General features: G+C 72.6%; 22 protein-coding genes. 15 read left to right on the top strand and 7 right to left on the bottom strand.

The genetic code is table 11. The features are described from left to right. Nucleotides 1–9 precede the first annotated feature (9 nt). On the top strand, nucleotides 10–1,236 hold the full coding sequence (locus ACYVOO_RS24915; RefSeq protein ID WP_461017914.1) for a vWA domain-containing protein: 1,227 nt from the start codon (nucleotides 10–12) through the stop codon (nucleotides 1,234–1,236). Nucleotides 1,237–1,251: 15 nt separating this feature from the next. Here ACYVOO_RS24915 and ACYVOO_RS24910 read toward each other — a convergent pair whose 3' ends face one another. Then, nucleotides 1,252–2,208, bottom strand: coding sequence for a LysR family transcriptional regulator (locus ACYVOO_RS24910; protein WP_461017913.1), 957 nt, complete (start codon nucleotides 2,206–2,208; stop codon nucleotides 1,252–1,254). Between the two features lie 203 nt (nucleotides 2,209–2,411). Between ACYVOO_RS24910 and ACYVOO_RS24905 the strand changes: the two genes are divergently transcribed. Together ACYVOO_RS24905 and ACYVOO_RS24900 are read left to right on the top strand one after the other, a co-directional pair. Then, nucleotides 2,412–2,882, top strand: coding sequence for a VOC family protein (locus ACYVOO_RS24905; RefSeq protein ID WP_461017912.1), 471 nt, complete (start codon nucleotides 2,412–2,414; stop codon nucleotides 2,880–2,882). Between the two features lie 111 nt (nucleotides 2,883–2,993). Further along, a complete protein-coding gene (locus ACYVOO_RS24900; protein WP_461017911.1) occupies nucleotides 2,994–4,250 on the top strand; it encodes an MFS transporter in 1,257 nt (418 codons plus the stop codon). A gap of 113 nt (nucleotides 4,251–4,363) precedes the next feature. Here the strand turns inward: ACYVOO_RS24900 and ACYVOO_RS24895 are convergent, their stop codons facing one another. Next, complete coding sequence (locus ACYVOO_RS24895; protein ID WP_461017910.1) at nucleotides 4,364–5,884, bottom strand: DEAD/DEAH box helicase; 1,521 nt, start codon at nucleotides 5,882–5,884, stop codon at nucleotides 4,364–4,366. 373 nt (nucleotides 5,885–6,257) lie between these two features. After that, complete coding sequence (locus ACYVOO_RS24890; RefSeq protein ID WP_453347769.1) at nucleotides 6,258–6,461, bottom strand: cold-shock protein; 204 nt, start codon at nucleotides 6,459–6,461, stop codon at nucleotides 6,258–6,260. A gap of 340 nt (nucleotides 6,462–6,801) precedes the next feature. On the opposite strand from ACYVOO_RS24890, the gene ACYVOO_RS24885 reads away from it, so the two are divergent. From ACYVOO_RS24885 to ACYVOO_RS24835, 11 genes are all read left to right on the top strand, one after another. Beyond that, nucleotides 6,802–6,948, top strand: a complete 147-nt coding sequence (locus ACYVOO_RS24885; RefSeq protein ID WP_461017909.1) for a hypothetical protein — start codon at nucleotides 6,802–6,804, stop codon at nucleotides 6,946–6,948. 233 nt (nucleotides 6,949–7,181) lie between these two features. Then, entirely contained in the window at nucleotides 7,182–7,952 is a 771-nt protein-coding gene (locus tag ACYVOO_RS24880) for a YqjF family protein (RefSeq protein WP_461018117.1), read from the top strand. Between the two features lie 230 nt (nucleotides 7,953–8,182). Further along, nucleotides 8,183–9,811: a ribosomal protection-like ABC-F family protein gene (gene abc-f / locus ACYVOO_RS24875; RefSeq protein ID WP_461017908.1), complete on the top strand. Its 1,629-nt coding sequence runs from the start codon at nucleotides 8,183–8,185 to the stop codon at nucleotides 9,809–9,811. A 229-nt stretch (nucleotides 9,812–10,040) separates the two neighbouring features. Next, nucleotides 10,041–10,262, top strand: a complete 222-nt coding sequence (locus tag ACYVOO_RS24870; protein ID WP_453347766.1) for a CarD family transcriptional regulator — start codon at nucleotides 10,041–10,043, stop codon at nucleotides 10,260–10,262. A gap of 161 nt (nucleotides 10,263–10,423) precedes the next feature. Further along, nucleotides 10,424–10,606, top strand: coding sequence for a hypothetical protein (locus tag ACYVOO_RS24865; RefSeq protein ID WP_453347765.1), 183 nt, complete (start codon nucleotides 10,424–10,426; stop codon nucleotides 10,604–10,606). A gap of 752 nt (nucleotides 10,607–11,358) precedes the next feature. Next, complete coding sequence (locus ACYVOO_RS24860) at nucleotides 11,359–12,966, top strand: sensor histidine kinase (protein WP_461017907.1); 1,608 nt, start codon at nucleotides 11,359–11,361, stop codon at nucleotides 12,964–12,966. Beyond that, nucleotides 12,959–13,648 carry a response regulator gene (locus ACYVOO_RS24855; RefSeq protein ID WP_461017906.1) on the top strand — a complete coding sequence of 230 codons (690 nt, stop codon included), beginning with the start codon at nucleotides 12,959–12,961 and terminating at the stop codon, nucleotides 13,646–13,648. Before ACYVOO_RS24860 ends, ACYVOO_RS24855 begins: the two co-directional genes overlap by 8 nt. A 201-nt stretch (nucleotides 13,649–13,849) precedes the next feature. After that, nucleotides 13,850–14,689, top strand: a complete 840-nt coding sequence (locus ACYVOO_RS24850; protein ID WP_461017905.1) for a class I SAM-dependent methyltransferase — start codon at nucleotides 13,850–13,852, stop codon at nucleotides 14,687–14,689. Nucleotides 14,690–14,849: 160 nt separating this feature from the next. Further along, nucleotides 14,850–15,665: an SAM-dependent methyltransferase gene (locus ACYVOO_RS24845; RefSeq protein WP_461017904.1), complete on the top strand. Its 816-nt coding sequence runs from the start codon at nucleotides 14,850–14,852 to the stop codon at nucleotides 15,663–15,665. A 93-nt stretch (nucleotides 15,666–15,758) separates the two neighbouring features. Beyond that, on the top strand, nucleotides 15,759–16,736 hold the full coding sequence (locus tag ACYVOO_RS24840; protein ID WP_461017903.1) for a zinc-binding dehydrogenase: 978 nt from the start codon (nucleotides 15,759–15,761) through the stop codon (nucleotides 16,734–16,736). Between the two features lie 74 nt (nucleotides 16,737–16,810). Continuing rightward, nucleotides 16,811–17,368: a hypothetical protein gene (locus tag ACYVOO_RS24835; protein ID WP_461017902.1), complete on the top strand. Its 558-nt coding sequence runs from the start codon at nucleotides 16,811–16,813 to the stop codon at nucleotides 17,366–17,368. A gap of 66 nt (nucleotides 17,369–17,434) precedes the next feature. Here the strand turns inward: ACYVOO_RS24835 and ACYVOO_RS24830 are convergent, their stop codons facing one another. The 3 genes from ACYVOO_RS24830 to ACYVOO_RS24820 form a co-directional block, all read right to left on the bottom strand. After that, nucleotides 17,435–18,346 (bottom strand): helix-turn-helix domain-containing protein, encoded by a 912-nt coding sequence (locus ACYVOO_RS24830; RefSeq protein WP_461017901.1) that lies wholly within the window; start codon nucleotides 18,344–18,346, stop codon nucleotides 17,435–17,437. A 124-nt stretch (nucleotides 18,347–18,470) separates the two neighbouring features. Beyond that, nucleotides 18,471–19,322, bottom strand: a complete 852-nt coding sequence (locus ACYVOO_RS24825) for an aldo/keto reductase (protein WP_461018116.1) — start codon at nucleotides 19,320–19,322, stop codon at nucleotides 18,471–18,473. A 211-nt stretch (nucleotides 19,323–19,533) separates the two neighbouring features. After that, nucleotides 19,534–20,637, bottom strand: a complete 1,104-nt coding sequence (locus tag ACYVOO_RS24820; RefSeq protein WP_461017900.1) for a peptidoglycan recognition protein family protein — start codon at nucleotides 20,635–20,637, stop codon at nucleotides 19,534–19,536. A gap of 604 nt (nucleotides 20,638–21,241) precedes the next feature. Here ACYVOO_RS24820 and ACYVOO_RS24815 point away from each other — a divergent pair. Beyond that, nucleotides 21,242–22,969 carry a chitinase gene (locus ACYVOO_RS24815; RefSeq protein ID WP_461017899.1) on the top strand — a complete coding sequence of 576 codons (1,728 nt, stop codon included), beginning with the start codon at nucleotides 21,242–21,244 and terminating at the stop codon, nucleotides 22,967–22,969. Between the two features lie 127 nt (nucleotides 22,970–23,096). On the opposite strand, the gene ACYVOO_RS24810 is transcribed toward ACYVOO_RS24815, so the two are convergent. Further along, entirely contained in the window at nucleotides 23,097–24,047 is a 951-nt protein-coding gene (locus ACYVOO_RS24810) for an aldo/keto reductase (RefSeq protein WP_461017898.1), read from the bottom strand. Nucleotides 24,048–24,049: the final 2 nt, after the last annotated feature.

Genomic DNA, 24,049 nt, shown 5'->3' with positions numbered 1-24,049 from the left:
GCCCCCCCCGTGTCCACCGCGCCCACCGCGCCTCCCGCCCTCCTGCGGGGCGTGGACCGCGCCGCCTTCGCCGTCGCGCTGGGCGTGCGGCTGCGCGCATACGGGGTGCCGGTGGGCTTCACCCGCGTCGAGGACTTCGTACGCTCCCTGGCCCTCGCCCCACCCCGCGCACGCTCCGAGCTGTACTGGACGGCACGCGTCTGCCTCGTCCGCGCCCACGCCGAACTCCCCGCCTTCGACGCGGTGTTCGCGGCAGTCTTCGACGGCGCGGTCCTCGGTACCGACCCGCACGCCCGTCGCACGGCACCCCGGAGCACCCGCCCCCAGGACGACACCCGCACCCCGCCCCCGCACTCGCCCCCGGGCACGGCGCCCACGGGGCAGCGGCCGCGTCCCGCGCTGCCCTGGGCGACACGCCCGGTCGTACCGCAGGAGCCGGGAGAGCCCGAAGGGCTGGAGCCGGCCACCGTCCCGGAGCGGCTGCCGAGCGCGCTCGCGGCACTCGCTGACGTACCGTTCGGACGGCTCGGGCCCGACAGCACCGCACTGCTCGGCCAGTGGCTGCGGGCCGCGACCCGCGCATGGCCCACGCGGCGGACCCGGCGGTACGCGCCCGCGCGCGGCGGCCGCCGGATCGTGCTGCGCCCCACCATCGCCCGCGCGCGCCGCACCGGCTGGGAGCCGGTACGGCTGGTGCGCGCCGATCCCGTGCACCGGCCCAGGCGGGTCGTCATGCTCTGCGACGTCAGCCGCTCCATGCAGCCGCAGGCCGTCGCGTATCTGCACCTGATGCACGCGCTCGCGCGGCACGCCGAAGCGGAGGTCTTCGCGTTCTCCACCTCGCTGACCCGGCTGACCCCGGCGCTCGCCCAGTACTCGGCGCGAGAGGCGGTGGACAGGGCGACGGAGCAGGTCACCGACCGTTTCGGCGGCACGCGCATCGCGAGCAGTCTGCGGACGCTCCTGGCCTCCCACCACGGCGGAGCCCTGCGCGGCGCCCTCGTCATCGTCGCCTCCGACGGCTGGGACGCGGACGCGCCGCGCGAGCTGGCCACCGCCATGGCCCGGCTGCGCCGTCGCGCCCACCGTGTGATCTGGGTGAACCCACGGGCCGGGGCCCCGGACTTCGAGGCGCGCGTCGCCGCCATGGCGGCGGCACTGCCGCACTGCGACGCGCTGCTGCCCGGCGACACCTTCCGCGCGCTGGCGGCCGTGATCGCCGAAATCACCAGGTAGGCCACGCGCCGCGGCTCAGCTCCACAGGGTGACGTGGATGGCGGGCCGGAACCGTCCGGCCGTGACGCCCGCGCCCCGCAGCATCGCCTGCGTCGCACGCGGGGTCGTCATGAAGCGGGTCAGCTCGGCCGCCACCGGCGGAGCGTCCCCGTCCGGGAGCGTGACGCTGTGCCATGCGCCCTGTGCCCGGGTGGACTTGGCGGGCAGCCGCAGGAGATCACCGCTCGCCAGCTCCTGCGAGACCGCGAAGGAGGTGGCCAGCGCCACGCCCTTCCCCCGCTTGGCCTCCTCCAGCGCCGCCGCATGGCTCTGGAAGATCCGCTGATGGTCCTCAGGCACGCCGATCTGACGTATCAGCGCGGACATCAGTCCGCTGCTGGCAGCGGCCGACGGGCCGAGCAGCCAGGTCTGGCCGCGCAGTTGGCTCACGCTCGCGGGCACCGTGGCCAGCGGATGGCGCGCGCCCGCGACGGCTATCACCTGGTAGTTGAGGAACGGCGTGCACACGAGCGCTGCGTCAAGGCCGGGCGGACGGGGGCCTATCGCGATGTCGACGGTCCGGGAGCGCAGCAACGCCGCGAACTCGTCCGGGCCGTGCACACTCAGCTCGACGTCCAGATCGGCGGCGCGACCGGCGAACAGCTCGATGAGTCCGGGTGCCGCCAGCTCCGCGAACAGGCTCGACGCCGCGACGCGCAGCAGACGGCGCCCCGAACCCGCCTGGCGCACCTCCAGGAGCGTGCGGTCCTGGAGCCCCAGCAGCTCCGCCGCTCTGCTGGCCAGCCGTAACCCGCCGGGCGTGAAGGCGAGCCCGGCGCCGGTACGGGTGAAGAGCCGGTCGCCCAGTTCTCTGCGCAACTGGCCGACGTGCATCGACACCGCGGCCTCGGAAACGGACAGTTCGACGGCCGCCTTCCGTACCGACCCGAGACGCACCACGGTCACGAACGCCCGGAGCTGCGTCGGCGTCACCTCTGCCTCCGCTCTCCCCGCGCACCTGCGCCTTGTGACGCGGCGTCAAGCTATCCCCTGTACTCGTCGATGGGCTATGGGCCGGGAGACACCCCTGGCCCCGGTTCGCCGCGCACCGGTGAGTTTCGCCCGTCGTGACGGTCTGTTCCTCGACGGCGTTTCTCCGTGGGACACACGGAGTCCGCAGACGAGGAGAAGACACCATGCAGAAGATCATCACGACCCTGTGGTTCGACAAGCAGGCCGAGGAGGCGGCGGACTACTACACCTCCCTCTTCGACGACTCCCGGATCCTTGAGGTCAACCGCTACGGCGAGGCGGGGCCCGGAGAGCCGGGCACGGTCATGACCGTCACCTTCGAACTCGCGGGACAGCGCTTCATCGCCCTGAACGGCGGCCCGCACTTCACCTTCAACGAGGCCATCTCCCTCACCGTCGACTGCGCGGGCCAGGACGAGGTGGACGAGATGTGGTCGAAGCTCAGCGAGGGCGGCCAGGAAGGGCCGTGCGGCTGGCTCAAGGACAAGTACGGGGTGTCCTGGCAGATCTGTCCCCGTACCCTGACGGACCTGCTGAGCGACCCCGACCCCGAGAAGGCCAACCGGGTCATGAAGGCCATGCTGGAGATGAAGAAGATCGACGTGCAGGCACTGGTCGACGCCTACGAGCAGTAGAAGCCGCCCGAGCTCCCGCCCCCGCCCCCTCCCCGCACTTGCCCCACCTCGGCGAAGAGCCGGTGTGATCCCTCTACCGGTCGGTAGAGGGGGCCCATACGCTGTCCGGCCATGACCGATGCACGCACACGCATGCGCCGTGGCCGGGCCGCGCTGGCCTTCAGCTTCTTCGCGCAGGGCGCCGCCTTCGCGCTGCTGGTGACCCGGATCCCCGCGATCCAGGACCGGTACGGGATATCCGACGCCCTCCTGCCGGTCTTCCTGGCGGCGGTGCCGGTCCTCGCGGGGATCGCCAGCGTCGGCACGGAACACCTGGTCCGACGGGTGCGGCCCAGCCATGTGCTGCGCTGGTCCCAGCCGGTGGTCCTGCTCGCGCTCCTGGGCGTCGGCGCGGGCGAAACGGTGGCCGAAGTCGCGGTCGCACTGGGCGCGTTCGGGCTGGCCGTGGGCGCGCTGGACGCCTCGATGAACATGCTCGGGGTGAGCCTCCAGCGCGCCTACGGACGCAGCATCATGCTCGGCTTCCACGCCGCGTACAGCCTCGGCGGCATCGTCGGAGCGACCCTGGCCTGGGTGGGCGCGCACGGCCAACTGCCGCTCTTCGTCTCGTATCTGCCCGTGGTCGTGGTGCTGCTGCCCGCCGCGCTCGCGGGCAGCAGGTGGTACGCGGACGCCACAGCGTCGCCGGGAGAACCGGCCGAAACGGGGGACCAGGGGAAGGCGTCTCCGGCGTCACCGGTGGTGTTCCGGCTGCTCCTGCCCCTGTGCCTGGTGATGACGTTCGCGTACATCGGGGACTCGACCGTCTCCAACTGGAGCGCGAAGTACCTCCAGGACGTGCTGGGCAGCTCGGAACAGCTCGCGACCGTCCCGTACAACGTCTACATGGTGACCACACTGCTGGGCCGTTCGCTGGGAGACCTCGGTGTGCGGCGCTTCGGTGCCGTCGCGGTCGTGCGTGCCGGCACCGTCCTGGCCGCTGTGGGCTTCGCCGTCGTCGCGGGAGCGCCGGGCGCCTGGACGGGGATGCTCGGGTTCACGCTGCTCGGGCTGGGGCTCTGCGTGCTCGTCCCGCAGACCTTCGCGGCGGCCGGACGGCTCTTCCCCGGCGCCTCGGACGCGGCCGTCGCCCGGCTGAACGTCTTCAACTACGTGGGATTCCTGATCGGTTCGCCCCTGGTCGGGTCCCTCGGCGACGCCTGGGACTACCGCGCCGCGATGCTGGTGCCGATGGTGCTGGTCCTGGTGACACTGCTGTACGCCCACTCCTTCGCGCCTGACCCGGTACAGGACCCGGCTCCGGCGTCCTCCACGCCGGAACCCGCCGAGACTCCGGCCCCGGGAAGCGCGGAGGGTCCGGCCCGGTGAGTACCGGACCGGACCCTCAAGGTCACGCGACCAGGGCTGCGGCGCTGACGGCGTACCGCCCGCAGACGGCTACCGTCGCCCCGTCAGCCTCCGTCAGCCTCCGTCAGCCACCGTCAGGCGGCGCTGCGGCGGGGCGCGCCCGACGCACCCGCGGCGGGACCGCCGCGCCGCACCTGCGCCCGCTTGCTGCGACGCCCGCGCGTCGAGGTACGGCTGCGCTGCTGAGGCCGCTCGGCGACCGGAGCCGCGATCGTCACGGGCACCCCGGACGGCGGCCGGGCGCCGGTGATGCGGGCCAGCTCGGGGTCGCCCGCGCGCACCTGCGTGATCTGCGGCGTGATCCCGGCGGTCGCCATGAGCCGGGACATCTCCCGACGCTGCTCGGCCGTGATCAGCGTGACGACGCTGCCCGACTCCCCGGCCCGCGCGGTGCGCCCGCTGCGGTGCAGGTAGTCCTTGTGGTCCGTGGGCGGGTCGACGTTCACGACGAGGTCGAGGCTGTCGACGTGGATGCCACGGGCCGCGACGTTCGTCGCCACCAGGACCGTCACATGCCCGGTCTTGAACTGTTCGAGCGTCCGGTTGCGCTGCGGCTGCGACTTGCCGCCGTGCAGTGCCGCGGCCCGCACCCCGCTGGCCAGCAGCCTGCGCGTGAGCCGGTCGACGGACCGCTTGGTGTCGAGGAACATCAGCACCCGGCCGTCGCGCGCGGCGATCTCGGTCGTGGCGGCCTGCTTGTCCGTCTCGTGGACGTGCAGGATGTGGTGCTCCATCGTCGTGACGGCTCCGGCGGACGGGTCCACCGAGTGCACGACGGGGTCGGTGAGGAACCTGCGCACCAGCTTGTCGACGTTCTTGTCGAGCGTGGCCGAGAACAGCATCCGCTGCCCCTCCTCGCGCACCTGGCACAGCAGCTCTGTGACCTGCGGCATGAAGCCCATGTCGGTCATCTGGTCGGCCTCGTCCAGAACGGTGATCCGCACCTGGTCCAGGTGGCAGTCACCGCGCCCGATGAGGTCCTTGAGACGGCCCGGGGTGGCCACGACGACCTCCGCGCCACGGCGCAGCGCGTCCGCCTGACGGCCTATGGACATGCCGCCCACGACGGTGGTGACCCGCAGCCGCAGCGCCTGCGCGTAGGGCGCGAGCGCGTCGGTGACCTGCTGGGCCAGCTCGCGGGTGGGCACCAGGACCAGGGAGAGCGGACGCCCGGGTTCGGCGCGCTCTCCCGCCGTACGGGCCAGGACCGCGAGGCCGAAGGCCAGGGTCTTGCCCGAGCCGGTGCGCCCCCGGCCGAGCACGTCGCGGCCGGCGAGCGAGTTGGGGAGGGTCGCGCCCTGGATCGGGAACGGCTCGGTCACCCCGAGCCGGGTGAGCGTGGCCAACAGCGGCGCGGGCATGTCGAGTTCCGCGAAGGTCGCGGCGGCGGGCAGCGCCGGGGTCTTGGTCTCGGGCAGGGCGAACTCGCCCTGCGGAGCGGCGGAACGGGGACGGCGCGTGGCCTTGCCGCGCTGACGGCCGCCACCGCCACCGCCAAAGCCGCCGCCATTGCCGCCCGGCCTTCCGCCGCGCGCGGCGTGGCCGCCACCGCGTGAATAGCGGTCGCGGTCCTGCGAACGTGTACTGCGGTTCATGTGGAACCTTCCTCGATACGGCGCGTGTCGAGGAAGACTTGGCGGCGCACAGGCCGCGCGAAGAATCGCAAGAACGAGCCGGGAAACGGTGGCCGAAGCGTGCCGGAGAAGACCGTACGAGAAGCTTCGGAAGCGGTCTGCACGGGGACCGGAGGGGCACCCGGAGGGGTGTCCGGTACCCCGGACCGCGAGTTCGGGCAGCCGCGGCTGTCGCGCTGCCCGCCGACGGGCGGACGGTTGTCGTCCGTCGCCGGGGGAGACGTCGGCGCCGGAAGCCCGGAGGGGCGCGGCGCGTCGTGGCGGGTCAGCGGCCCGCGTGGACAGGCAGAGCCCGCACCGTGCGGTGCGGGCCCCGACCGTACTGAGTCCGGGATCAAGCCGGAACGATGTTCTCCGCCTGCGGGCCCTTCTGGCCCTGCGTGACGTCGAAGCTGACCTTCTGGCCTTCGTGGAGCTCACGGAAACCGTGACCCGCGATGTTCGAGTAGTGGGCGAAGACGTCAGCGCCGCCACCCTCCTGCTCGATGAAGCCGAAGCCCTTTTCCGCGTTGAACCACTTCACTGTGCCGAGTGCCATGTCGAATCTCCTTCGATAGGGGGCAAAGTCGGAAACCGCACCGCGCGGAATCCGTGTCGCCGCAATGAGCCCATCCGGAGATGACCGGTAAACAAAAATACGCCCGCGGGTCACATCCCGTCAGGCGCACAAAAATGATGGGTACCAAAACTGCAACTGACACGAAGGTAGCACGGATCCGCGATCAGTGCGCGGGTCCGTGGGAGCGCGTGGGTCACCGTGGGACACATCACCCGCGGTCGCCGGGGTAGGAGGTGGACGGGCGCCGCGCCGACAGCGGCGTGCCCGTGGCCCGCGGCGTCGGCCGCCGCGGGCGAGGGAGAAAGGGAGAGGAGGGGTCATGGCAGGAATCGTGAGCCGTATCAAGGCGTTCGCCCGGAGCCCGCAGGGGCGCCGGATCGTGGACTCGGGCAGGCGCGCAGCGGCCGACCCCAGGAAACGTGCCCAGGCGAAGGAGTTTCTGCGGAAGCTGCGCAAGCGCCACTGAGAACCGGCCTCTCGCGCATGCGCCGGGAGCGCCCGGCGCATGACCGCGGCGAGGCAAGCTGAGCGCTGAGTGACGGTGCGTGCCGCTCCGTGATCGCGACGGGGCGGCACGCGCGGCGACGGGGCGGGCGGTGGCGGACGGTGCCCGGGAGCCAGTCAGTGCCCGGGGGCCGGGGTCAGGGGGTGGGCCGGAGTGGTGTCCGAGGGGCCTGCGATGCTGGCGCTGTGCCCTCCATGCCGGTCACCCCGCAACCCCCGCAGCCCATCACGACGGCCCCGCCCAGCTCCCCCTCCGCGCCCCTGCTCACGCAGTCCTGGCTCGATCTCGCCTTCCTCCACTGGGCGGCCGATCCCGCCGATGTCGCCCCGCTGCTGCCCGAGGGGACCACGCCCGATGTGCACGAGGGGGTGACGTACGTCGGTCTCGTCGCCTTCCGGATGCACCGGGTCGGATGGTTCCGGTTGCCGGGAGTGCCGTACCTGGGGAGCTTCCCCGAGACCAACGTCCGCCTGTACTCGGTGGACGAGCACGGACGGCGCGGGGTGGTCTTCCGCTCCCTCGACGCCTCCCGGCTGATCCCGGTGGCCGTCGCGCGCGCCTTGTTCCGGCTCCCGTACCTGTGGTCGCGCATGGCCGTACGCCACGACAGGGACAGCGGCACCCTCACCTACGCCAGCTCCCGGCGCTGGCCGGGGCCGCGTGGCGCGCACAGCAGGATCACCGTCAGGGTCGGCGCGCGCATCGAGGAGCCGACGGAACTGGAGCACTTCCTGACCGCACGCTGGGGTATGCACAACGCGTTCCTGGGGCGCCAGCTCTACCTCCCCAACGCGCACCCCACCTGGCCGCTGCACCGGGCCGAGCTGATCGAGTGCGACGAGAACCTGGTGACGGCGGCCGGACTGCCGGCTCCGGCCGGTGAGCCCGTCAGCGTCCTGTACTCGCCGGGCGTCCCCGTCCGCTTCGGCCTCCCCGCACGCCCCGGCGGCATTCCGACCCCCTGATCCCAGCGGAAAACCATTGGGCGGGGCACATGGCGCGTGCCTACACTCGGCGCCATGGCCAGGTTCTTCTACTTTCTCTGATTCCGGCCGCGGACGCGGCGTGACCCGCTGACCCCTCGTGGTCGGCGCGCGGTCCCCGCATGTCCTCTTCCGCGACCGGCCGACCCCAGCTCCGCCGCCCCCGCGCTCCGTGCGCGGGCGCGCGGGCGTGTCACATCAGGGAAAGAACCATGCGCGAACGCGCTCAACTGACCATGAAGGACGTATCCAAGGCGTACGGCGACCGTGCGGTCCTCGACCAGGTGTCGCTGACCGTGCGCCCCGGCGAACGCGCCGCCGTCATCGGCGAGAACGGCTCGGGCAAGTCGACGCTGCTCAAGCTGCTGGCCGGTGCCGAGCCGCCGGACACCGGAGAGATCACCGTTCGCTTCCCCGGCGGCGTGAGCCACCTCGCCCAGACCCTCGGCCTCGCCCCCGGGGACCGCGTGCGCGACGCCGTCGACGCGGCCCTGTCCGAGCTGCGGGACCTGGAGCGGCGCATCGCGTCGGCGGAGGCGGCGCTCGGCGAGGCGGGGCCCGGGGAAGTCGCCGCGTACGGCGATCTGCTGACCGCGTACGAGGAACGCGGCGGCTATCAGGCCGAAGCCCGGGTGGACGCGGCCCTGCACGGCCTCGGGCTCGCCCACGTCACCCGGGAGCGGCTGCTCGGGTCGCTCTCCGGCGGGGAGCTGGCCCGGCTCGGGCTCGCCTGCGTCCTGGCCTCGGCGCCCGAACTGCTGCTCCTGGACGAGCCCACCAACCACCTCGACGCGCGTGCGACCGAGTGGCTGGAGGGCCGGCTCAGGGCGTATCGCGGCACCGTCGTGGCCGTCACCCACGACCGTGCCTTCCTGGAGCGGATCGCCACGACGATCCTCGACGTCGACCGCGACACCCGCTCGGTGACCCGCTACGGGGACGGCTGGGACGGCTACCGGAAGGCGAAGGCCGCCGCGCGGTGGCGCTGGGAACAGCGCCGCCAGGAGTGGCTGACGGAGGTGGCCCGCACGGAGGAGCTGGTCGCCGCCTCGGGGCAGCGGCTGGCGGCCTCGGGCAAGGATCCGGGGCAGGGCTTCGGCAAGCACCGCAGATCGCACGAGGCGAAGCTGTCCGGGCAGGTGCGGGCGGCCAGGGAACGCCTGTGGCGGCTCCGCGAGAACCCCGTCCCGGCTCCTCCCGACCCCCTCGCGTTCCGCGCCAGGCCGCTCACCGGCGACGGGGGCGGCGACGGGACCGGCGCGAGTGAGGCCGGTGCCGAGCTGGAGGGGGTCGTGGTCGGGGACCGGCTGCGGGTGGACGGGCTGCGCGTGAAGCCCGGCGGGCGGCTGCTGGTGACGGGGCCCAACGGCGCGGGCAAGACCACGTTGCTGCGTGTCCTGGCCGGTGACATCGCGCCGGACGAGGGCACCGTGCGTACCACGGGCCGCGTCGGCTACCTGGCGCAGGAGCTGCCGCCCGCCGCGCCACGGCTGCCGCTGCTGGGCGCCTTCGCGGCCGGACGCCCTGGGCAGCCGGAGGAGTACGCGGGGGAGCTGCTGGGCCTCGGGCTCTTCCGGGAGGAGGATCTGGCCGTTCCCGTCGCCTCGCTCTCGGTCGGCCAGCGGCGCAGGCTGGAACTGGCCCGCCTGGTGACCGCACCGGCGGATCTGCTCCTCCTCGACGAGCCCACCAACCATCTCGCGCTGAGCCTGGTGGAGGAGCTGGAGGAGGCGCTCGCGGCGTACGAGGGCGCCGTCGTGGTGGTCTCGCACGACCGACGCTTCCGTGCCGGATTCCGCGGGGAGCGGGTGGAACTGAGGGCGGGGAGGGTCGAGAACTGAGGACGCGGGCCCGGGCGGGCGCGTGTCCGGCGGACACGGACCGCCTCGCCCGGGCCTTCCCGGGGCCTCGCCCGGGCCCCGACGGGTTCCGGAGCGGTCTCGGAGCGGCCGCGGAGGGCGGATGGGAGGGGGTACGAAGCCCGTCACATCCGTGTTTTCCGGACCACGCCGCCAAGTGGAATCGCTGTGAAGGGTCAAAGAAGGAGCCGACAGGCGCATACTGGTGGAGATGACAAAGCCAGCCGCCACGCGGCGCAACCTGCCTACCAGCCCCTTCAAAGCCCCGGTAGCGCCGCCCATCAAGCGGTTCGCCGTAGGGGACAGGGTCACTCACGATGAACACGGCCTCGGCCGGGTCATCGGCATCGAGGACGAGATCGCGGTGCTCGTGGACTTCGGTCCGTTCCAGAAGCGGATCACCAGTCCGTTCGCCAAGATGACGACACTCTGAGACCGACGGTCTCCGCGGGTGACTGCGGACCACCGTCGGCCGGTACCGGTCTCCGTCGGCCCTCCATGGCCCACGGGGACCGGTACGAGTGCCGTACCGGCGCGCGGCAACGCACCTCTCCTCAGTCACGCAACATCACCGAAAGGCAGGCATCCACCGCGATGACCTCGCTGTTCTCCGCATCCGAGCCCGTGCGTCCCGCCACGAAGGGCTCGCCGCCCCCGGCGATGAACCCCTTCCAGGCCCCCGCCTTCGACGAGTCGGTCGTCCTCGCGCCCGAGGACCCGGCGGACGACGTCGACGAGCGGGGCAGGCCCCGCACGCCGTTCCTCCCCGCGGTCTAGAAACCCGTACGCGGCGGCCCCGCGCCCTTTTCCGCCCTTCCGGCGGTTCCGCGGCTGCTTCTCCGCGCCCCAGCCCCCTGACTTCCCGACGCGACGGTCCACGGTGACCCGTCGGGCCGCATGCCGTGTGCCGTGTGCCGTGTGCGGCCCCGCGCCGCCGCGTCGGTACGGGTGTGAACCTCCGCACACGGGGCGGCAGTTGAGGTGTCAGGCGCATGGGGTCCCGTTGCCTGACGAAGGGCACGGATCTAGGCTGCCGGTTACGGACCCGCCCCGGACCTCGGCAGGCCCGCCTGATCCGCTCGGTGTGTCACCGAGCCGCAGGTGTGTGGAAAACAGTGCTGCCGGATCCGTTCTTTCACCGCAGCGAACGCGCGGGTCCGGTATGCCCTTCACGGCCGCCACGCTTCCTTCACGCGGGAGCGTGCCGCGGTGGGAGGGCGGAGGAGCGGCCCGGGGCACGAGGGGGGTCCTCATGGGTGTCCCGGGCCGCTGCGACCGCCGCCGATGAGCGCGGCGGCGGTCGCACTCCGGGGCCACCGTCCGGGGCCACCGTCCGGGGCTCCGAAGGCTTCTCCCACTATGGGCCCCGGGCGCGGACTCTGTACCCCTCCGCCTGCCGGCTTGTTCCTGGCGTCCGCCCCCGTCGCGCGATGGAGCCCTGGAGCCTGGGTGTAGTCCTTGAGATGGAGGCGTCCAGGTAAGTCCTGGGAGGGATGCCAAGGCGTGCGCGGCTGAATAGTGTCGTTCACATGGCTCTCCAGGAAACCCGCGTCTTCGACGAGGAGCGGGACATCACGACACCCGCGCGCGGCGAGGCCGCCCCGTCCAGCGGCGCGGGCGCGCCCGGTGCGGACCCGTCTGGTGGTACGGGCGTGGCCGCCACCACCGGTGTGACGGCCACCGCGTCGGCCATAACGGCCTCGCGCGTTCCGTCCGGCTCCGGTCTGCCCGCGCGCTTGGCGCGGGAGGCGGTGGCGGGTCTGGGCCGTGATCTGCTGCTGGGCGCGTTCTCGCCGCGTCCGCTGCCGCCGCTCGCCGGGCTCCCCGTGCCGTCGCGGGTCCGGCGGGCCCTGCCCGGCGCACTGGTGCGGGCGCTGCGCTGGATCCCGCACGCGGCGGTCGTCGCGCTGACGCTGCTGCTGGTGGCGCTCCAGGCGCAGGCCGAGGTGCCCGTGCGGGACAAGGCGGCCGGAGGGCTGCTGATCGCCGTGCCCCTGCTGCTGACGCTGCGGTGGCCCGTCCTCGCTTCGTGGCTCCTCCTCGCGGCGGCCGGGGTGAGCCTGTTCCATCCCTGGGGCCTGGAGGGGCCCTTCCCGTTCGCCGATCTCGGGGCCTGGCCCGATGTGGCGGGGGGTACGGCAGGGCGCCCCTGGGCAATGGCCGGGCTCCTGGCCTGCACGGCTGTGATGCTGCTCGCCGCGTTCCGGCTGCCACCGAGGGCGGTCGGGTGGCTGTGGGCCCTCACCGTCGCCGTCGCGGCAGCGGGCAACGGCCCGTTCGCCTTCGGCACACTCGCCACGGCACTGTTCGCTGCCCTGATGCCGCTGACCAGCGTGATAGCGACAGGCCGGAGGACGGCACGCGCCGAGGCCGCGGCGCACGCCGCGGCCAGCGAGGAGGAACGCGCCCGGCGCACGGTGCTGGAGGAGCGTGCGGTGATCGCAAGGGAGCTGCACGATGTCGTCGCGCACCATATGTCGGTCATAGCCATCCAGGCCGAGGCCGCGCCCCACCGGGTGAAGGAGCCCCCGCCGGAGCTGGAGGCCGCCTTCGCGACGGTACGCGAGAGCGCCCTGATCGCCCTCACGGAGCTGCGCAGGGTGCTGGGCGTCATCCGGACGGAGCCGTCGGCCGGTCCTGACGCGGCACCCGAGGCGCCGCAGCCCACGCTCGGCGATCTCGACGGGCTGCTCGCCGGGGTACGGGCGGCAGGGCGGCGGGTCGAGACCTCCGTCGGCGGGCGGGCGCGGTCGCTGCCGCGCGGCGTGGAGCTGTCGGCGTACCGCATCGTGCAGGAGGCCCTGAGCAACGCGCTGCGGCACGCGCCCGAGGCACCCATACGCCTCGAACTCGCCTACTCGGACGGCGGGCTGGACCTCCGCGTCGTCAACGCTCCGCCCACGCGTCCGGCACCCGCCTCACCGGGAGCGGGGCACGGCCTCACGGGGATGCGGGAGCGCGTGACGATGCTGGGCGGGTGGCTGGACGCGGGCGGCACGGAGGAGGGCGGGTTCGCGGTGACGGCGTTCCTGCCGAGCCCTCGCACGGGCGACGGTGCGTCCGGCGCGCGGGACAGCCCCGGGACGCGGGACGGGCACGGTGTGCGGGACGAGCGAAGGGTGGCGGGGGATGGCTGACGAGGGCGCGATCCGGGTGGTTCTGGCGGACGATCAGATGATGGTGCGCGAGGGTTTCTCGGTGCTGCTGGGCACCCAGCCCGATATCGAGGTGGTCGGCGAGGCGGTCAACGGGCGCGAGGCCGTCGAGAAGGCCGTCGCACTGCGTCCCGATGTGATGCTCCTCGACGTCCGGATGCCGGAGATGGACGGGCTGGAGGCCACCCGTGAGATCTCCGTCGCGGCGCCGGAGACCAAGGTGCTCATCCTCACCACCTATGACCTGGACGAGTACGTCTACCGCGCCCTGCGGGCCGGAGCCAGCGGCTTCCTCCTCAAGGACGCCTCGACGCGTCAGCTCGCCGACGGCGTACGGGTCGTGGCCGCGGGGGAGTCCCTGCTGGCGCCCACGGTCACCCGTCGGCTCATAGCCGAGTTCAGCCGTCTCGTCGGGGAGGAGGCGGGGCCGCGCCGCCCGATGAGGGAGCGGGTCGCGGACCTCACCGAGCGGGAGACGGAGGTGCTGGCGCTGGTGGCGCAGGGCCTGTCGAACGTCGAGATAGGGGCCCGCCTGCTGGTCACCGAGTCGACGGTGAAGACGCACGTCAGCCGGATCCTGGTCAAGCTCGGGCTGCGTGACCGTACGCAGGCGGCGGTCTTCGCCTACGAGAGCGGGGTCGTCGTGGCGGGCGGAGCCGACTGACCGAGCCGCGGGCGCCCCCGGCGTCCGCCCGCCTGCCCCACCCCTCGCCTGCTCCGCCTCCGTCCGGTACGCGTGCGTCCGTCTCGGCGTCGGCGCCCTCACCGCCCGGCCCACCGGGCATGTTGCACGACGTCACGCCACTTCACACCGCTGCACCTCAACCCACCATTCCGACCCCTCAAGGAAGAGAGCACCCTCGCGATGCCCGAAAAGTCACGTAAGTCGCTTAAGGTCAACCGGTCGAAGCTGGCACACAAGGCCGCGTACGCCGTGCGCAACCCCGCACGCATCGCCCCGTATCTGCGCCGGGCCGCCCGCGACGGCTGGTTGCGGTTCCGCAGCCCGGACCACGTCGCCTACTACCGGGCGGTGATGGCCTCGGACACCGCCAGCAACCCGGAGGCGGCAGTCGGGAGCAGGAGCCACGAGCGGTGGCTCGCCCTCGGGCAGATGCAGTTCGACTACCTCCAGCGGCACGGGCTCCAGAAGCAGCACCGCATGCTGGACATCGGCTGCGGCAACCTGCGCGCGGGCTGGCGCTTCATCGACTTCCTGGAGCCCGGGCACTATTACGGCATCGACATCTCGCCCGACATCCTCGTCGCGGCCAAGAAGACCCTGGTCGGCTACGGGCTCCAGGAGAAGGTGCCGTATCTGACGCCCACACAGGACCTCACCCTCGACTTCCTCCCCACCGGCCACTTCGACGTCGTGCACGCGCACAGTGTGTTCTCCCACTCGCCGATCGAGGTCATCGACGAGTGCCTGGCGCACGTCGGCCGCGTGCTGGCGCCCGACGGCTTCTTCGACTTCACCTTCGACCGCACCGAGGGCGCCGAACACCAGGTACTGCGCGAGGACTTCTACTACCGCACGGAAACCCTCACCAACCTCGCCCTGCGCCATGGTCTCGAAGCCCGCTTCATGGACGACTGGGAGCAACTGCCGCACGGGCAGTCCAAGATCCGCGTCGCCCGCCCCGGGGCCCGGGCGCTGGAGGGGCCGGAGAGGAGGGGAGCGCCGGAGAAGGTGGAGCGGTAGCACGCGCCCGAAGGGTTGCTATGTCGCTACACAACGCGCGGAGGAGGGGGAAGACTGCGCGGGCACGGGACTTCCGCCCCGGCCCGGACGCGGGTCCGGGCGGGCCCGTACGCGCACCGCGCACCGTGCCGCCATCCATCCGTACGCACAGGGAGAGACCATGGTCCAGCAGAACGCCGTGCCACCGGAGCGGTCCGGCCGCATCGACACCAGCGTTCCGCACTCCGCACGGATCTGGAACTACTGGCTCGGCGGCAAGGACCACTACGAGGTGGACCGTATGGCGGGCGACCAGTACCGCGAGGCGTTCCCCGGCATCGACGACCTCGCGCGCGTCGCCCGCTACTACCTCACGCGCACCGTCCGCTATCTCGCCGGTGAGGCGGGCGTGCGCCAGTTCCTGGACGTGGGCACGGGTCTGCCGACCGTCGACAACACGCACGAGGTGGCCCAGCGCGTGGCCCCGGACTCCCGGATCGTCTACGTCGACAACGATCCCCTCGTCCTCGTCCACGCCAACGCGCTGCTCACCAGCTCGCCCGAGGGCAGGACCGACTACATCGAGGCCGATCTCCGCGATCCGGAGACGGTGCTGGAAGGGGCCAGGAAGACTCTCGACTTCACGCGGCCCGTCGGGCTCATCCTCAGCGGGGTCATGGGCCACATAGCCGACTACGAGCAGGCGCGCGGCATCGTGCGGCGGCTCATCGAGGGCCTGCCGCCCGGCAGTTACCTCTCCCACCACGACGCGGCCGACGAGAACCCGGACACCAACGCCGCCCAGGACGACTACAACGACTCCGGCGCCGTCCCGTACATCCTGCGCACGCGCGAGCAGATCGAGGGCTTCTACGAAGGTCTGGAACTGGTCCCGCCGGGCGTCGTCCGCATCACCGAGTGGCGGCCCGACGCCGACCCCGGCACGGTCCCGCACGCCGGCGCCTTCGGCGGAGTGGCCCGCAAGCCGTCCCCCTGACGGTCCCGGGGGTGCGGCGGGACGCTTGACTTGAACCTTTGTTCAAGTCGCATGCTCGGGGTGTCGAAACCACCACGCACCCGGGGAGCCACCATGCACGCTGTCGTTCTGCACACCTTCGGTCCCGCGGAGAACCTGCGTTACGAGACCGTCCCCGACCCCGTGCCCGGCCCTGGACAGGTGCGTGTCGCCGTCGCCGCGGCGGGTGTGCACGCGATCGAGGCCGTGATGCGCTCGGGCCGGAAGAACGTGCTCGCACCGCCCGCGCCCCCGCTGCCCGCCATCTTCGGCGGGGAGGTGTCGGGCACCGTGGAGTCCGTCGGGGAGGGCGTCGACCCGAGCTGGGCCGGACGTGGGGTGGTCACCCGGCACGGCGCCCCCGGCGGCTACGCGGAACTCGCCGTCGCCGACGTGACGAAGCTGCACCCGCGCCCGGAGGCGCTGAGCGACGAGACCGCCGTCGCCATGATCGTCACCGGGGCCACCGCGCTGGCCTTCCTCGACGTCGCCCGGCTCGCCGAGGACGACGTGCTGCTGGTGACCTCGGCCGCGGGCGGCATCGGCCGCCTCGTCGTGCAGTACGCGCGGGCCCGCGGCATCCGGACAGTCGGCGCCGCGGGCGGCACGGTCAAGGTGGCGGCCGTGCGCGCGCTCGACGCTGACCTCGCCGTCGACTACGACGAGCCGGGCTGGGAGAAGACCGTAGCGGAGGCACTGGGCGGACGACGCGTCACCGTCGTGCTCGACGGGGTCGGCGGCGACAAGGCGCGCGCCGCGTTCGGGCTGCTGGCCCCCGGCGGCCGGTTCGTCTCCATGGGCAGCATCTCCACCGTCACCTTCGCGCCCTCGCCCGAGGAACTCGCGGCCCACGAGGTCACGTTCGTCGACGCACTCTCGCTGCTGCTCGCCCGGCCCGAGGACACCCCCGCACTCGAACGTCGCGCCCTGGAGGCCGCCGCGGACGGCAGCCTGGTGCCCGCCGTCCAGACCTTCGCCCTCGCCCAGGCCGCGGCGGCACACGCCGCGCTGGAGAAGAGGGAGACGACGGGCAAGGTGGTACTGGTCCCGTAGCGCCCGGCCCGCCGGGCGACGGCCCCGGGGAATTCGGATGCCGTCGCGCGCACGCTCCGTCTACCGTCGCCCGCATGGACGTGACCTTCACCCGTACCGGCGAGCGGCGTTACGCGGTCGGTGTCTCCGTGCCCGGGCAGCCGGACCGGGGCATGGATCCGGCGCCGGGCTATGACACGCACATTCCGCACGACCTCGTCCACTACGTCGTGGAGGCCGAACTCGGCCTGGCCGCAGGGCTCTACGGGCGCACGGCCGAGGGCGGCGGCAGCTTCCTCACGCGGGGAGAAGCGGGCGGCAGCGGACGCGAGCTGCGGCGGCAGCGGCGCAAGCAGCGCCGTCGCGAGGACCGGCTGCGCGAGGACGACCACGCGCGGCGGGGCGACATGGCCGTCTCGGAGCGGTTCGCCGGAATCTGCGATCTCGCGTGGCGACGTCGGCACGGTCAGCGCGGAGAGGCGGCGGGATGGGTGCCGCACGAGCCGCTGCCGCCGGAGGACGAGGCGGTGGTGGAACGGATCCTGGCCCGCCTGGACGAGGTCGCGGCACTGTGGAACGGCCTGCCCGTCGGCGGCTCCCTCACCTTCGCCTGGCCCGCCGTGCGACCGGTGGAGGCACCTCGCGCGGGGTGAGCCCGTCCTGGCCCTCCGCTTCATCGCGTCGCCGACGCCTTCGCCGAGCACGGCCAGGTGTGGCGGTCAGGCTTGCTCCGCGGCGCGCAGGGCCCGCGCCAGCCACTCCAGCTCCTCGGTCGCGTCGGGCGCCGAGTCCTGCCCGCGCACGCGGGCGACGAGCCTGCGATAGCGCTCAGCGCCCGCCTCGATCCCCGCCTCCAGACTGCGGAGCACGGCGGTCCGGTCGGTGTCGCCGAACAGCTCGGACAGCACCTCGGCTGCCTCCGGTCCCTCGGGGGCGACCCCGCGTTCCCTGGCCTCCGCGACGGTCTGCACGATGTGCCTGGCCCACCAGATGGAAGCGCCGGGGGGACGCTGCTGCCCCGGGGTGGGCGTGTTGAGCTTCAGCCATGTGCGCAACCGGGCGCGGAAGCCGGAGTCCCGCACCAGTTCGGCCAGTTCGACCCAGGCGTCGACCTGCTCGGGTGTGGGATCGTCGGGCAGATCGACGCTGAAGGTGTGCAGGCGGTCGCGCAGGCGCGGCTCGATGTCGAGACCTCCGAACACCTCCTCCTTGAACTCGTCGATGATCTGCTTGCGTTCGGCGGCGGAAAGCCGCGCCAGTCGGTTCATCAGTGCTGTCTCCTCAGCGGTGGAGCCACGTATCGCCACGGTGGACAGGACGGCCCTGCTGACCTTGAGCGAGCGGATCTGCGCGTCGAGCGCGGCCACATGCGCGTTGGCGACCTCGGCGACCGTGGTCCGGCCGCTCAGCACACTGCACACGTCGTCGAGCCCGAGGCCCAGCTCCCGCAGGGTGCGGACCAGCTCGACGCGGGCCACGGACCCGGCGTCGTAGAGCCGGTAACCGCTCGCGGAGCGGGCCACGGGCCGCACCGCTCCCTCGTCCGACCAGAAGCGCAGAGTGCGCACCGGAAGTCCGGTGCGGTGTGCGAGCTGGCCGATGGTGAGCACGTCGGGGCGTTCGTCGTCCATGGGGGAGATCCTGGACCCTCCAGTCGCTGGAGACTCAAGCGCCTCAGCGCGACAGGGGCCACGGGAACCCACGGGATGTCGCACACAGGTGGCCAGGTGGCCGGGTGGCCGGGTGGCCAGTTGGTCAGAGGATCTCCAGGGGCTGCTTGCCCGGCGGGGGCGGGAAGGCCGCGTCCAGGGCGTGCAGGTCGTCGTCGGTGAGCCGCAGGCCGAGCGCCGCGTGGTTCTCCTCCACATGCTCGCTGGACGACGCCTTGGGGATGGCGATCACCCCGTCGTGCCGCAGCACCCACGCCAGCGCGACCTGTGCGGGCGTCGCCCCGTGCGCCGCGGCGACGGAGCGCAGCGCCGTGTGGCCGAGCAGTCGGCCCTGTTCCACGGGGGAGTAGGCCATGACGGGAACGCCGAGTTCCCGGCAGCGGGGGAACAGGTCGTACTCCGGGCCGCGCCGGGTGAGGTTGTAGAGCACCTGGTCCGTCTGGAGCCCCGTGGCAGCGGACGGCCCTGGCAGGCCGGGCAGCGCGGCGAGGTCGTCCACGTCGAAGTTGCTGACGCCCCAGGAGCCGATGCTGCCCTCCCGTACCAACGACTCCAGCGCCTCCACCGTCTCCGGCAGCGGCACACCGCCGCGCCAGTGGAGCAGATACAGGTCGATCCGCTCGACGCCGAGGCGGCGCAGGCTCGCGTGGCACGCCTCGGACGTGCCGCGGGCGTCCGCGTTCCAGGGCAGCACCTTGCTCACGAGGAACACGTCGTCGTGCCTGCCGCGGATCGCCTCCCCGACCAGTTCCTCGGCGGCGCCGTCCCCGTACATCTCCGCCGTGTCGATCAGCGTCATGCCCAGGTCGATGCCGGTGCGCAGCGCCGCGATCTCCCGCTGGCGGCGCGACGGGTCGTCGCCCATGTGCCACGTCCCCTGGCCCAGGGCCGGAACGGCGGCTCCGGAGGGAAAGGTCACTGTCCGGCCCACGCTCATCGCGCGTCCCTTCTCGTCGTTCTCGCCGCTCGTGCGGCGGTGGTCGGCTCGCGGCACCAGTCTCGCGCACGGCACGGCACGGCACGGTCTGGCCTGGTCTGGCCCGGTCCGGCCTGGGAAGCGGAAGCGGGCGGGGTGGGACGGCCCCATGGCACCGTCCCACCCCGCCCGTACCCGTCCCGCCTGAGCCCGCGTCACAGACGCGCCGTCGTCAGTCCAGCAGGCGCTTCCAGTCGAGCGCGGTCAGGTCCCCCGAACCGGCGAGGTGTCCACCCGCACGGCGCAGGGTGGCCACGGCCTTGCTCACCTCGCTGTTCTCACCGGGCCGCACCCGCGGGGTGATCAGCGGCCACAGGTCCGAGCCCAGGTAGCCCGTCTCGTCCACTCTCTTGTGGTGCAGGGCCGAGCAGGTGTGCTGCTCGATCTCGTGCGACGAGGCCAGCTTGGCGACGGCCGCCTTGGTGCGCTCGCCGAAGACACCGTCGGCCGGGAGGGAGTCGAAGCCGGCGGCCCGCAGCAGGTGCTGCGCGGCGCGCACGCGGGAACCGGTGTCTCCGGGGCGCAGCAGCGGCCAGATGTCGGGGGTCGCGACGGACGGGGTGCCCAGCTTGCCGGAGACGGCGTCGCGCAGCTCCTGGAGGCGGCCGTAGAGCACATCGCCGGGGCACGCGGTGGAGTTGAAGTCGCGGTGGCCCTTGATGTTCTCGACCGGCTGCTTGTACTGCGCCGCGATCCAGGCGACCAGCCCGACGAGGGAGTCCCACAGCGCGTCGGGGACGTCCACCTCCGTGTAGAGGCCCTCGTTCTCGATGCCGATGACCTCGCTGTTGTGCCCGCCCACGTTGGCGCCCTGCACGTGCTGCTTCCCGCCGCGCACCGCGGCCAGGCTCTTGTGGCGTCCTTCGAGCACATAGCCGCCGCGGCTGTTGGTGAACTGCTGGCCGGTGTCGGCCCAGCCCTGCCCGTCCATGTGGTAGTCCTGGATGTCCCGGCAGATCTGCTTGGCGTGTGCCAGCGAGTAGTCCTCGCTGTTGCCGGGCTCGGCGGTGTGGTGCACGACGATGTAGGTCGGCACCCGGTCCAGGACGACGATCTCCGACGAGGGCGCCCGCGCGCCCCACTCCTCGGTGCTGTAGATGCGGGGCTCGGCGGCGGTGGCGCCCGCCTCCTTCGCGCCGCCCGCGCGACCCGTGGCGAAAGTCCCCGTGGCCTGTGCGGCGCCGACGCCTCCCAGGCCCAGGGCGCCCACGGCACCTACGGACAGGCCGCCCCGCAGCAGGGAGCGACGGTCGAATCCTCCAGGTTGCGCAGCCATCTCGGTCTCCTTCTGAAGTGGTGGGGGGATGAGGGGAGATGCGCTCTGCCGGACGTCACGGCCCTGGCGTGGTGGCCGTCGACCGGGGTGCTACGTGTTCCGTGGCCGAGCGCGGTGAGGGTCCCCAGAATGCCGGGGCGCGGACGGCCGTGGGGTGCACGGCGGGGTGACACCGTGCTCGTACATGTGCGCGCGGCGGGCGTGGGCGGTGCGGTGCTGTCCTTTCGAAGGGCCACGGGTTTCTCCGCGCCACGCCAGTAAAGGCAGCGCACATGTACGCGACAACCCCAAACGGCCAACCGGGGGCACTTTTCCGGGCGGCTGAAAGAACGGGTGCTGTGCGAATCGCCCAATAGCGCGCGAAGGGGAAGGTGCCTTCTGTGGTCGGACCACTGGAGCGGGCCGGTGGGCCCGGCCCGGGGAGGGTGCGGGGAGGGCGCGATTCCGTATACGGGCCGTTGTGACGCACCTTGACAAGCGTATTGGTCTGGACCAGCTTTACGCCCACGGTGACGACGCCGCGGTCCGCCGCGGCACGTCACAGCACGGCACCGCCCCACCCCCCTCGCCCGTCCCACCCCCTTCCCTCTCCACGGAGGCACCAGTGGACCGCACCTCACGCGATCGCACCCCACGCGATCGCACCTCACGCGTACGAAGATGGCTCGGCGCGACCCTCGCCCTCGTGCTCTCCTCCGGGCTCGCGCTCGCGGGTTCGGCGGGCACGGCGCAGGCCGCCGACGTGAACGTCGCGAAGAACGCGGGCTTCGAGTCGGGGCTCAGCTCCTGGGCCTGTTCCGGCGGCAGCGGCAGCACCGTGACGTCCCCGGTGCACGGCGGCACGTCGGCGCTCAAGGCCACCCCGAGCGGCCAGGACAACGCCAAGTGCGCCCAGACCGTCACGGTGAAGCCCGGCTCCACCTACACCCTCAGCGCCTGGGTGCAGGGCGAGTACGCCTACCTCGGCGCCAGCGGCACGGGCACCACGGACGTATCGACGTGGACACCGGGCGGCGGCACCTGGCAGCAGCTCAGGACCACCTTCACGACGGGCGCGAACACCAAGGCCGTGACCGTCTACACGCACGGCTGGTACGGACAGGGCGCCTACTACGCCGACGACCTCACCGTCATGGGCCCCGACGGCGGCGGGGGCGGCGACCCCGAGCCCGGCATACCGGGCACCCCCACCGGGCTCACCGTCGGCACCGTCACCTCGTCCTCGGTGACGCTGAACTGGGGCGCCGTCCCCGGTGCCACCGGCTACAACGTCTACCGCAACGGCACCAGGGTCCACTCGTCGACCAGCCCCTCGGCCACCGTGACCGGGCTGAGCGCGAGCACCGCGTACCAGTTCCAGGTCACCGCGACCAACGCGGCGGGCGAGTCGCCCAAGTCGGCCACCGTCACGGCCACCACCAGCGGCGGGGGCGGCGACCCGGGGCCCGGTGTGCCCAAGCACGCCGTGACCGGCTACTGGCAGAACTTCAACAACGGCGCCACCGTCCAGAAGCTGCGGGACGTGCAGGCGCAGTACGACATCATCGCGGTGTCCTTCGCCGACTCGACCACCACACCCGGCCGGATCACCTTCAACCTGGACCCGGCCGTCGGCTACGGCTCGGCCGCCGAGTTCAAGAGCGACATCCAGGCCAAGCAGGCGGCGGGCAAGAGCGTGATCCTGTCCGTCGGCGGCGAGAAGGGCAACGTCGCCATCAACAGCGACGCCTCCGCCACCGCCTTCGCGGACAGCGCCGCCGCGCTCATGAACGAGTACGGCTTCGACGGGATCGACATCGACCTGGAGCACGGCGTCAGCTCCACCTATCTGACGAAGGCGCTGCGCCAGCTCTCCGCCAAGGCCGGGCCCGACCTCGTGCTGACGATGGCACCGCAGACCCTGGACATGCAGTCCACGTCGACCGAGTACTTCAAGACGGCACTGGCCGTGAAGGACATCCTCACCGTCGTCAACATGCAGTACTACAACAGCGGCGCGATGCTCGGCTGCGACGGCAAGGTCTACTCGCAGGGCTCCGTCGACTTCCTCACCGCACTCGCCTGCATCCAGTTGGAGGGCGGTCTCGACCCCTCACAGGTCGGCCTCGGCGTCCCCGCCTCCACCCGGGGCGCTGGCAGCGGCTACGTGGACCCGCAGATCGTGAAGAACGCCCTCGACTGCCTGGCCCGCGGCACCAACTGCGGCTCGTTCAAGCCCGCACGGACCTATCCCGCGCTGCGCGGCGCGATGACCTGGTCCACGAACTGGGACGCGACGGCGGGCAACGCCTGGTCCAACGCCGTCGGCCCCCACGTCCACAACCTGCCGTAGCGGACCCCGGTGACGGCGGGCCTCCCGCCGCCACCGCGCCCGCGGCGCTCCCGTGCCACCGTCACGGCACGGGAGCACCGCGCGCAGGGGCGCCCGCCGCCCGCCGTCCGCCGTCCGCCGCCCGCCGTCAGGCGGACGCGGCGTTCAGGGCCTCCACCTCGGCGTCGGACAGCCGCAGATCCTGGAGCGCGACGAGGGCCGGCACCTGCTCCACCAGCCGCGCGGAGGCGATCGGCGCGGCCACCGTCGGCTGCTGGGCGAGCCACGCGAGTGCGACGGTCGCCGGCTCGGCGCGGTGCGCCGACGCGACCTCCTCCACGGCGGCGAGGACCGTCATGCCGCGCTCGCTGTCCGCGTAGCCACCGGCCAGGCCGGGGATGTTGCGCACGTTGTCCACCGTCCGGCCGGGCCGGTACTTCCCGGTCAGGAAGCCGGAGGCGAGAGCGAAGTAGGGAACACAGGCCAGCCCCTCCCGCAGTGCGATGTCCCGGCGCTCGCCCTCGTAGGTGTCGCGGGAGACGAGGTTGTAGTGGGGCTGGAGCACCTGGTAGCCCGTCAGGCCCTCGCGGCGCGCGAACCGCAGCGAGGCGTCGAGGCGTGCCGGGCTCATGTTGGAGGCGCCGACGGCCCGCACCTTCCCGGCCCGCACCAGCTCGTCGAGCGCCGTCACGATGTCCTCGACCGGCACCGACTCGTCGTCGAAGTGGACGTAGTACAGGTCGATGCGGTCGGTGCCCAGGCGTCGCAGGGAGTCCTCGGCCGCTGCCTTGATGTTGTCGGGCCGCAGGCCCTTGCGCTGCGGGTGGTCACCTACCTTCGTCGCGACGACGACCTCGTCCCGGTTGCCGCGAGCGGCGAGCCATCTGCCGATGAGGCTCTCGGACTGGCCCGCCTCGTTGCCGGGGAAGTGGTACATGTACGCGTCAGCGGTGTCGACGAAGTTGCCGCCCGCGGCGGTGTAGGCATCGAGCACGGCGAACGACTGCTCCTCGTCGGCCGTCCAGCCGAACACGTTCCCGCCCAAACACAGCGGGGCCACCGAGAGCCCCGTCCCGCCCAGAGTCTTGTGATCGAACATCG

This window comes from Streptomyces daliensis (genome assembly GCF_054782395.1).
This window is presented reverse-complemented; position numbering and strand designations above follow the sequence as displayed.

Excerpts from the sequence above, each read along its gene's own strand:
- ACYVOO_RS24905 (WP_461017912.1), top strand. The coding sequence starts at position 2,412 with ATGCAGAAGATCATCACGACCCTGTGGTTCGACAAGCAGGCCGAGGAG.
- ACYVOO_RS24900 (WP_461017911.1), top strand. The coding sequence starts at position 2,994 with ATGACCGATGCACGCACACGCATGCGCCGTGGCCGGGCCGCGCTGGCC.
- ACYVOO_RS24895 (WP_461017910.1), bottom strand. The coding sequence starts at position 5,884 with ATGAACCGCAGTACACGTTCGCAGGACCGCGACCGCTATTCACGCGGT.
- ACYVOO_RS24890 (WP_453347769.1), bottom strand. The coding sequence starts at position 6,461 with ATGGCACTCGGCACAGTGAAGTGGTTCAACGCGGAAAAGGGCTTCGGC.
- ACYVOO_RS24885 (WP_461017909.1), top strand. The coding sequence starts at position 6,802 with ATGGCAGGAATCGTGAGCCGTATCAAGGCGTTCGCCCGGAGCCCGCAG.
- ACYVOO_RS24880 (WP_461018117.1), top strand. The coding sequence starts at position 7,182 with ATGCCGGTCACCCCGCAACCCCCGCAGCCCATCACGACGGCCCCGCCC.
- abc-f (WP_461017908.1), top strand. The coding sequence starts at position 8,183 with ATGCGCGAACGCGCTCAACTGACCATGAAGGACGTATCCAAGGCGTAC.
- ACYVOO_RS24870 (WP_453347766.1), top strand. The coding sequence starts at position 10,041 with ATGACAAAGCCAGCCGCCACGCGGCGCAACCTGCCTACCAGCCCCTTC.
- ACYVOO_RS24865 (WP_453347765.1), top strand. The coding sequence starts at position 10,424 with ATGACCTCGCTGTTCTCCGCATCCGAGCCCGTGCGTCCCGCCACGAAG.
- ACYVOO_RS24860 (WP_461017907.1), top strand. The coding sequence starts at position 11,359 with ATGGCTCTCCAGGAAACCCGCGTCTTCGACGAGGAGCGGGACATCACG.
- ACYVOO_RS24855 (WP_461017906.1), top strand. The coding sequence starts at position 12,959 with ATGGCTGACGAGGGCGCGATCCGGGTGGTTCTGGCGGACGATCAGATG.
- ACYVOO_RS24850 (WP_461017905.1), top strand. The coding sequence starts at position 13,850 with ATGCCCGAAAAGTCACGTAAGTCGCTTAAGGTCAACCGGTCGAAGCTG.
- ACYVOO_RS24845 (WP_461017904.1), top strand. The coding sequence starts at position 14,850 with ATGGTCCAGCAGAACGCCGTGCCACCGGAGCGGTCCGGCCGCATCGAC.
- ACYVOO_RS24840 (WP_461017903.1), top strand. The coding sequence starts at position 15,759 with ATGCACGCTGTCGTTCTGCACACCTTCGGTCCCGCGGAGAACCTGCGT.
- ACYVOO_RS24835 (WP_461017902.1), top strand. The coding sequence starts at position 16,811 with ATGGACGTGACCTTCACCCGTACCGGCGAGCGGCGTTACGCGGTCGGT.
- ACYVOO_RS24830 (WP_461017901.1), bottom strand. The coding sequence starts at position 18,346 with ATGGACGACGAACGCCCCGACGTGCTCACCATCGGCCAGCTCGCACAC.
- ACYVOO_RS24825 (WP_461018116.1), bottom strand. The coding sequence starts at position 19,322 with ATGAGCGTGGGCCGGACAGTGACCTTTCCCTCCGGAGCCGCCGTTCCG.
- ACYVOO_RS24820 (WP_461017900.1), bottom strand. The coding sequence starts at position 20,637 with ATGGCTGCGCAACCTGGAGGATTCGACCGTCGCTCCCTGCTGCGGGGC.
- ACYVOO_RS24810 (WP_461017898.1), bottom strand. The coding sequence starts at position 24,047 with ATGTTCGATCACAAGACTCTGGGCGGGACGGGGCTCTCGGTGGCCCCG.